The organism is Pseudoselenomonas ruminantium (assembly GCF_900113715.1).
In the GTDB taxonomy this organism is placed as follows: Bacteria; Bacillota; Negativicutes; order Selenomonadales; family Selenomonadaceae; genus Selenomonas_A; species Selenomonas_A caprae.
This window is the reverse complement of the sequence record NZ_FOQK01000016.1, coordinates 65266-74508: the sequence shown is the minus strand read 5'-3', so window position 1 is coordinate 74508 and position 9243 is coordinate 65266. Positions and strand designations below refer to the sequence as shown.

General features: G+C 48.5%; 2 protein-coding genes. Both read right to left on the bottom strand.

Annotated features, from left to right (window positions below):
* Positions 1-7541, bottom strand: a 7541-nt coding sequence (locus BM181_RS09535) for a beta strand repeat-containing protein (protein ID WP_143092156.1), incomplete at its 3' end; no start/stop codon positions are given.
* A 176-nt stretch (positions 7542-7717) separates the two neighbouring features.
* Complete coding sequence (locus BM181_RS09530; protein WP_075444375.1) at positions 7718-9052, bottom strand: flagellin N-terminal helical domain-containing protein; 1335 nt, start codon at positions 9050-9052, stop codon at positions 7718-7720.
* Positions 9053-9243 lie beyond the last annotated feature (191 nt).

The window sequence follows — 9243 nt, the reverse complement described above, 5'->3', positions numbered from 1 at the left end:
GCAAGGTCAAAGCCCGTATACTTAACATTCTGAGCCGTTGCCTTGCCCTGTGCATCACGCTGGACATGTGCCGAAGCATACATTCCGTTGATGGAACCGCCTACTTGCACCTTGCCCCGATCAGCAGCAACCACACCAGTATCCTGGCCATCTGCTGCCAGTCTGAACCGCTCTGCGCTCGTATAAGGAACCGTCACATTAGTCGTCCCATCGTAAACCTTATCGATACCAGTCCCCTGACCAGCTGCGAAATCCGCATAGACTTTGCGGCGAATGATATCGCCATCAGCCGTCAGCGAATTGTCCGCCAGCTGATAATTCCCCTTGGTATCCCCATTAATGGTAAACGAATACGTAATCGTGCGGCCATTGACAAAATCTGCATCCGGATTGACCGTCGCATTGGCACTATCATAAGCACCAAGAATCGACAATCCAACCTTATTGGCATCATCTGCCAAAATACCTCGGGTTACCTTGACGTTATCCGTTGCAGCATTCGTCGTGCCATCATACACTTTCGCATCATGTGAATCTTTCAGGGAAACCTTGACAATACGCGGCGTAATGGTACCATCCGTACCACTTAACGTTGCTGTCTTGCCACTCGTTTTTACTGACTGCCCAGACGCAGGCTGAGCTGCCAGCTCATAGTCGCCATTATCCCAGTTCAGCTGGTATTCATAGCCCTTCGTACCATTTGCAGCATTCTTATCTGCATACTGCGCATCAAGAACACCTACATTGATTGTATCATTGCCAATCAGTTTCGTACGATCCACATCGATATTTGCAGATTTCGCATAAGTACCAGTAACAGCAGTCGTACCATCATATTCCTTGACCGGACCATTTTTCACTGCTACACCTACAGCAATCGGAGTAATGGTTCCCTTGCCTTTTAGCTTGCCAGTACCATCTTTCGTTGTGAGGTAATAGTTGCTGCTGCCAGCCCCCTGCAGATTGAAGTTACTGTACGTAACATCCTGCGTGGTTACTTTCCCCTGCGCCGTGCGCTTGACATGCTGCGACTGATATGCTCCATTGATGGAATTCGCCAGCTGGACAATACTCTGCTCACTGGCCAAAACGCCAGTATCCTGCCCATTCGCATTCAAATCAAACCGAGATGCATCCCTGAGCGCAGCATCTACCGTATTTGTCCCATCATAGACCTTATCAATTCCCTTGTCGTTGCCGGCCTTGAAATCAACATATACCTTGCGGCGGATGATATCACCGTCAGCCACCAGAGAATTGTTCGAGAGCTGATAGTTACCCTTCGCATTGTTATTGATGGTAAAGGTATAGGTGATGCTCCGGCCATTGAGGCTGGCTGCACCTGGATTGATGGTCGCATCCTCATCATCATAAGCCCCAACGATAGACAACGTAACACCCGTATCCTTTGCCAGTATGCCATTGGAGACATTGACATTAGCCGTCGATGCAGCCTTTGTACCATCATAGATCTTGGAATCATACGGATTCTTGAGGCTCAGCTGGATTTTCCGCGGCGTGATCGCCGTCGTCGGCGGCTGCGGATCATTAGCCGAATTACGTGTCGCATTGACACCGTTCTTGCTGATATCATAAGTATCCGCCAAAGCCTGCGTGAGGTCGAAATTCCCCAATGCCTGCGCCGTAAGGCCGCTGAGCTTATAGGTGACACCCTGGCCACTAGTGCTGACATCCTTACCACCATTATAGGTAGCATTCTCTGCCAATATCTTATAGGGCACATTGATGGTCTGCTGCGTGCCATTGATATTCTTCGTGACTTCCAGCTTGTAATACGACGTAGGATCATTCACCAAAGCCGTACCATCGTATACCTTGGTGATCGGCCCTGTCCATTTCTCCTTGATATCGCCCTGTGCCAAGGCTACTGGCTTGATCTTGCCCTTGGCCACGGCCTCTTTGAAGTAGATGGTATCTGCCACCGTCCCGCCAAGCGTATTGCCCGTGTTATCCGCAGCAACCGTAGCATCGAGGTCGAGCTCGTAGTTGCGCGCTGTCGTACCAGCATTGCGCTGCACATAGTTGTCAAAAGCCGCCTTGACGCCAGTATACACTACGCCTTTATCGCCAACAGCATTACCCGCCAGACGCTTGACATTAGGATCCCCCTGCACACCTTTCGTGGCATCCCAGGTACCATACGTACCCGTAATCTGGCCGATTGCCGTAGCATCGAGAGCATCCGATTCGTTATTGACAAAGCCATGCAGCGTCGGCGATATGGTATTTGTCAGTACCGTTGCCGTCGTATCATAGTCTTTCTCCGCTTTGCCAAACGAAATCGTCAACTTCGCCTTATTGATGGTTCCTGTACCAGTCAGAACGCCATTGGCATAATTTGCACCTGTGGCTCCTGCCAGCTGATAGTTCGACGTATCTCCGCCTATGAGCTTCACATCATAGAGCACATTGCGATTGCCCGCATCAGCATTGTCGTAGCGTGCATTGATCGCACTCGTGTCGATCTTCGTGCCATCCGTACCCAAAAGGCCATTCTGCTTGATAATGTTCTGCACATTCTGCTTGACCGTCTTATTGCCATCATATGTCTTGGTGATTGCCGGGGTATTGTTGAGCGATACATAGACCGTACGCGGCGTGATTGTGCCCTTGGTACCAGCCGTAAGCACACCATTCGCATAGGAAAGGGTAGTTCCCTTAGCAGTCGTGATATTCGTAAGGCCACTGGTATTGAAATTGCTGAGATTACTGCCCAGCGTCAACGTATAGGTTACGGTCTGCGATGCGCTGTTATTGCTGTTGGCACTATTGTACTGCGCCGAGGTTGCCTTGATGCCCTGGAGCAGCACATCAACACCAGCCGTATATTTCTTATCACCGTCCATATCGACAAAATGGTCGCCGATGAAGCTCTCAGCCGTAACGGCTTTGCCATTGCGATCCGTATAAGCCACATTCTTCGAGCCATCATATTCCTTGGTGATCGTATTGAAATCAAATATGAAATTGTCATTCGTGAGTCCAAGCGTCGTGATCTTGCCCTTGCCAGTACCAGTAGACGCAATCGTATAGTTGTCAGCAAACGCGCCAAGAGCTCCCACCAGATTGCTGTAAGTCACCGTAAGATTCGAGCCCACATTTGCATTATTGCTGCGCCCCGTATACTTGCCTACGATTTTCGTGACATCCAGTGCCACGCCATCAGCAACCTTATTGCCCAGCGTCGGCTTGATATGCGCTGCATCTTGAGCCACTGCAGCAGTTCCATCGTATACCTTCTCCGTATCGCCGAAGGTGACGGTCAGTGCCCGCTTGCTGATGGTACCAGTACCCTTCAGCTGATTATTCTTCAAAGCCTGATTACTGCTGTCTACGATGTTGTAATTTGACTGATCTTCGGTAGTGATGGCCACCGTATACAGGACATCCTTTGCACCAGCATAAGCATCCTTAGCCGTCACGCCATTCTTATCCTTATATGCCGCTGTCGAAGCATTGCTGTCTACGGAAGTCACCAGCCCATTGAGCGTAACGACATCATTCCCCAACAGGGTATTCCCCTGCGCATCGATCAGCTTTGTCGTCGTATCATACGTCTTCGTCGTATTTTTTGCCGCTTTGTTGGCGATGCTGGCAATGACAGTCTTCGGCGTGATCTTGCCCGTAGCCGTCGTCGTGACCTGGAGGCCACCCGTCGGCACGCTATAGTTGCCCGAACCATCATCTTTGATGGTCAGCGTATAACCTACAGCCTGATTGCCGCTGTTCTTGCTGTTCCTGCTGGCAAATACACCAGCTGCATTCTCTGTATAGTCGACCTTCTTGCCGCCTACCGTACCTTTGAGGACGTCGCCTGTGCCGGCAACCGTCACAGTCTTCAGGAAGCTGCCGGCATTGCTGAGCGCAGTCGTCCCGTCGTACACCTTGGCAATCGGGTCGAACGTATAGGCAAAAGTCCCCGCTGCCGCAGTAAGCGTCAGCGGCTTGATCTCGCCATCCCCTTTTGCCGTTGCATTGATTGTATAGTTACCAGCATCTGCACCGGTCAGAGCCAGTCCGCTATAATCCACCCAGTTCTGCCCATTGGCATCGCCTTTGACATTCTTGCTATGGAACTGCGCCGTATAGCCAGACTGCAGCGATACCGTATCGCCGGAGATGATGCCATTCAATGCACCTGCCCCAGCCGTTGCATTTGTCGTGCCATCATAGGTCTTGGTCACCTTGGCAAACGACGAGCTGAGGTTCTTCGGCGAGATCGTACCATGTGCACCAGTAGCCGATCCTAACAGCTTATCGGTTATCTTGCCAGTATTGTCGAGGTCATAGTTCGCAGCTGCCGTACCATTGATGGTAACCGTATAGTTGATTGTGCGGCTGCCAGCATCCTTGCTATCATAAGCTGCCGAAACCGACATCGTAGCACCATCATTGCCCGTAAGCTGAGCAGAACCACTGGCATAGTCCACATAGCCGCCATTGGCCGTACCGAAGACAGCAGCCTTGGCATCATTGACTGTCGTCGTCCGATCATAGATCTTGTCGATCGCATTCGTATTGACGACCGCCACATTGATGCTGCGTTTATTGATGGTACCCTTGCCACTGACGGTATAGGTATCCGTATTCGAAAGCGTCTTATTGTTCAGCTTGTAGTCGCTGAGCGACGTCGTGTTATTGCCAGCAGCTGCCGTGATCGAATAGCCGATATTCTCAGCCGCATCAGCAAGGCCTGAGGAAGACGCACTGCTCGTGACATTTCCGTTCTTATCCAGGAAATTCGCCTGTCCATTGACAATGCTGAAGTTGATGCTGTCGCCGGACACGACACCGGTATTTCCCGTGCTTGAGGCATTGGCCACCAGCGTATAGCCCGAAGAATTAAAGGTACTCGTACCATCATACGTTTTGGAACCGTTGGCAATATTGCCCTGTGCATCCTTGACCTGGAAAGAATTGGCCAGTATCTCCCGCTGATTGATTGTGCCAGCAGCCTTCAACGTCCCAGAACCAACGGTTTGGGTAGAACCATCATAAAGCACAGAATAGCCCTTGGCATTGCTCGCATCAGCCACAACCAGCATATAATTTCCGGCATTATTTCCTGACAACGTTATATTGCTATAACTGATAGTCTTAGAACCAGCATGCTTATCATTATATGCAACAGTGGTATTTGAAGTATCAAGCGTTCCTGTTTCCCCTGTAACGAAATCATGATTTGTGCCCTTTGACGTATCAATCGTTATATTCGTTGACGCTTGTGCAGCGGAAGCAGTTACCGTAGCCGTACCATCATAAGTCTTGTCAAATCCCGAAGTATTCTTCAGCTTGACATAGATTGTACGCGGCGTGATAGCACCAGTAACACTCAAATTCTTAAGGCTGTCTGGATCCAATGAATAGTTATCCGCTGACGTCCCTCCAAGACTTGGCGTTCCAGACGTTGTAATCGTAACACCTTTGCCAGTGCCAACATTTTTGTTATCATAAGTCGCTGTAATGCCAGTAAGATAAACATCATCACCAGCCAGCAAACCGCCAAATGATACATTGCCGCCGCCCGTCAAAGCCTGACCAAAGGCTGCCGTGCCATCAGCCCCACCATCATATTCCTTCGTGATAGAAAACGATCCGCTCTTAGCCTGAACGGTACGCTGACTCACTGTCACATTGCCGCCAACAATATTATACCCATGCTGCCCTGAGGAAATCAGTGCTTGAGGCAAAATAACAGCGACTTGCTTGCCTGTGGTTGAATCAGTAGTGTAACCGCCAATATTGACATTACGGATACCGTTCAGTGTAATATCACTGCTCGTGGCATTGCTAGTAAGGGTAACATCAGATTTTACCCCCGCAGCCTTCCCCGTGGAATCAGCAACCTTCAAATACTGAGCATTATAGATTGCTGAAATATCCTTGCTATCATTCGCACCCGAAAGATTTCCAGCCAGCTTGAGGCCATCACTGGTAGCCGTTGTGTCCGTAGAATCTGCAAAATAATTGTATTTATATTCAGCCGTAGTCGTGCCCTTCAAGAATGCCGTAAGGATTGGGGCGCTGACACCTTCATAGATACGCCAAGTATGATTTCCTACACCATCATTACTGATATCCCAGCCAGAATAAGTACGACCATTCCGTGAATCTCCTGTCGTACTTGTAGGATATAACTTTGCTGTATTATTCGTCGTATCAACAGTATATACTCCTTTAAATACAGCTGCTCCTGGAGAAGCTACGACGCTAGCATTTGTTGTGTAGACATTATCGATATTTACTATGCCCCCGTCTTCGCACATACGGAAAATACCAAGATCTGCAGTCCCCGTACCATACGAATCTACGATTTTGGTTGTGCCCGCTCCTCCAATATCGCCCACCATGCCCGCACTCTTGCTGTTCTTGCTATCAACTACCTTGCCCGTATGATACGAACCACGAATCGTTCCATTGGCAAAAGTCCCTGCAAAACCACCTGCATATTTTTTTCCAGTAACCGTGCCGCCTTCTACATACACATTAGTAAAGTCCGTTCCCGTTGCAGTCCCGGCAATCCCACCCGCATAATTCGATCCAGTAACAGTAGCATTGTTTAACCCTAAATTGAAAATCTTCGCGCCATTCAAACTACCAAAAAAGCCAGCATTTCCTGTCACATTTACATTAAGATTCTGCACCTCATAAAACATGCCGTCAAAGCTGCCCTGATAAGCCGTACTTGCCCCAATAGGCGTATACGACTGTTTGTCCATATCGATATTGTCAGCCAACATGAAATTGGTAGTTGCTGCGGCTGTATTAGCGTCCTGCAGATTTTTGACAGTGCGAATGAGCTTATAGTTCTGGGTAAGATTCGTTCCAGAATAACCTGCACTGATACCTGCATCATTACCTACATGCGCATAGCCTGCCGCATTAAGCGTCACCTTGGTATTGGCAGTCGTGCCATCCGTGGTTACCTTATCCGAATCCAGGAAGCGGATATTCTTGCCCTCCACCTGCACAGCAGCAGCCTGGATAGAGCCCAGATTGACAACATCGGCCTCAGGCGCAGCAGCCTGCAGCACTGATGCAGGACTCGTTCCCATCTGAGCCCGCTGTGCCACTGCTGCAGCCACATTCTCCGTCGAGACATAGAGGTTACCGACGTTTACCTCGGCACTCTTGCCAAAGATAACGCCATGAGGATTGACGATATAGACATTCTTGCCGCCCGAGAGCATACCATCAATCTGCGACGTAGCCGCCCCTGTGACAACATTCAGATAGTTCTTGTTTGCACCATCAAAGACGACCTCATCCTTGCCGCCGACAGAAAAATCCTTCCAAGCCACCACATTATCCGTGGCACCGCCTTTTACATCAGTCTTTATCCCGCCCCTAGTGGCAGTACCCACAGCACCCTGATTGACCTGCAATCCTGCTGTGTTATATGACGAACCGGCATCATGAACAGGTGCACCATAAGCAACGGGTACGACCCCGAACATCCCCGTCATCAATGCTAAACCAACCTGACCAGTCAATTTTTCCCTTTTGGATAGCCGCTTCATTTCCAATACCTCATTCCCTTGTTTTATCCCGAATATACCTATCTTTATATTATAAAGAAAAAAACAATACGATTCAACCGAACTTTAAGACCTATCCGAAAATACTGGTAAAAAAAGTCCCCCTCATGAAACACCATCACAAGAAGGACTTTTTGCCTATTTTAACGTCTTTTTTCTTACTGGAGCAGGCTCAATACTGAGCTGCTGCTCTGATTAGCCTGCGCCAGCATCGACTGCGCAGCCTGTACCAGTACGTTGTTCTTCGTATAAGTCGTCATCTCCTGTGCCATATTCGCATCACGTATGACCGACGCTGAAGCCTGCGTATTTTCGCTTGCTGTCACAAGATTAGATGAAGTGTATTCTAAACGACTATCCAACGAACCGATATCCGTCTGTTGATTCAGTACTTTTTGCAACGCATTATCAATAACATTGATTGCAGCATTAGCTTGCGCCTGCGTTCCAATCTGAAGCGTCTTACCATCACTCGACCTCAGCCCCAAAGCTACCGCACGCATATCCGTAAGGCCTGCCTTGATCGACTGATTTGCCTTGGTACCTACCTGCAATACTAGCGCACTATCCGGGCTAGGATTCTGCGCACGAACTGTTTCCGTGAACGCATCCAACGCTGCATTGGCCGAACGTTTTGGATTTCCCTGGCTATCTGTCACGCAGATTGTCAAACCGGCAATCTGCCCATCAATACCAGCCTCTACAGCCTGATATGTAATAGCATTCTTACCATCAATAGTCTTAACCTTCTGGTTATATTGATCCGTCCCCACAATGGATTTATCGCCACTAGTATCTGCAAACATTTTTATATCATCCTGCAGCTGATGTCCATGAGCATCTTGCATGTCAAATATCTCGCCAAACATCATGCCATCAACTTTTTGTGAAAAAACATAGGTTTCTCCACCTTTTACATACGATACCGTAATCGTGTCTGAATCTAGAATCTGCAAAGACTGTCCACCACGATCTTTCAATGCCGTAATATCCGTCGTTCTTCCTGTATCTTCTGCCAACTGTTCGTTAGTCAACGAAGTCTTAGTTCCCGGATGAAGAACCTCATTGTTTTTCGATCCGTCCACCAACAACTGACCATTGAATGTAACGCTAGCATTATCATCAATCTGATCAATAGCTTGATCGAGTTCTTTTTGTATAGTTGCCCGATCAGCATCGGTATTCGTATCATTAGCGGCATTGATGACTTTTTCTTTGAGTGTCTTCAAAATATCAACTGTCGAGGCTATTGCCCCCTCAGCTGTCTTCAGCAAACTACTACCATTCTGCGCATTGGCATTGTCCTGCTCCAGCGAACGCAGCTGCGTTTCCATGCGTTCAGAGATAGCATACCCCGATGCATCATCACCAGCACCGTTGATCTTCATCCCTGATGCTGCCTTCTTGAGGCTCTTTGCCAGCGCTTTATCATTCTTATCCAGCTGATTCAGCGTGTTCTTCGCTGGCATATTGTTCTTTACTACCATAGCCATAATGGCCAACCTCCTTGTTTTCCGCTATCTATCATTACAAAGACATCCATATCATCCCCGACATGGATATCAATCTCTTGCTATTCCATGTATCGTAGAAAAAAACGTTTTTCTTAAGCGATTTTCTGCCTTATTTTAAATTTAATCTTTTTCGCCCCAACTGTCAACCTGTCAACCAAAAACCTTCCCTC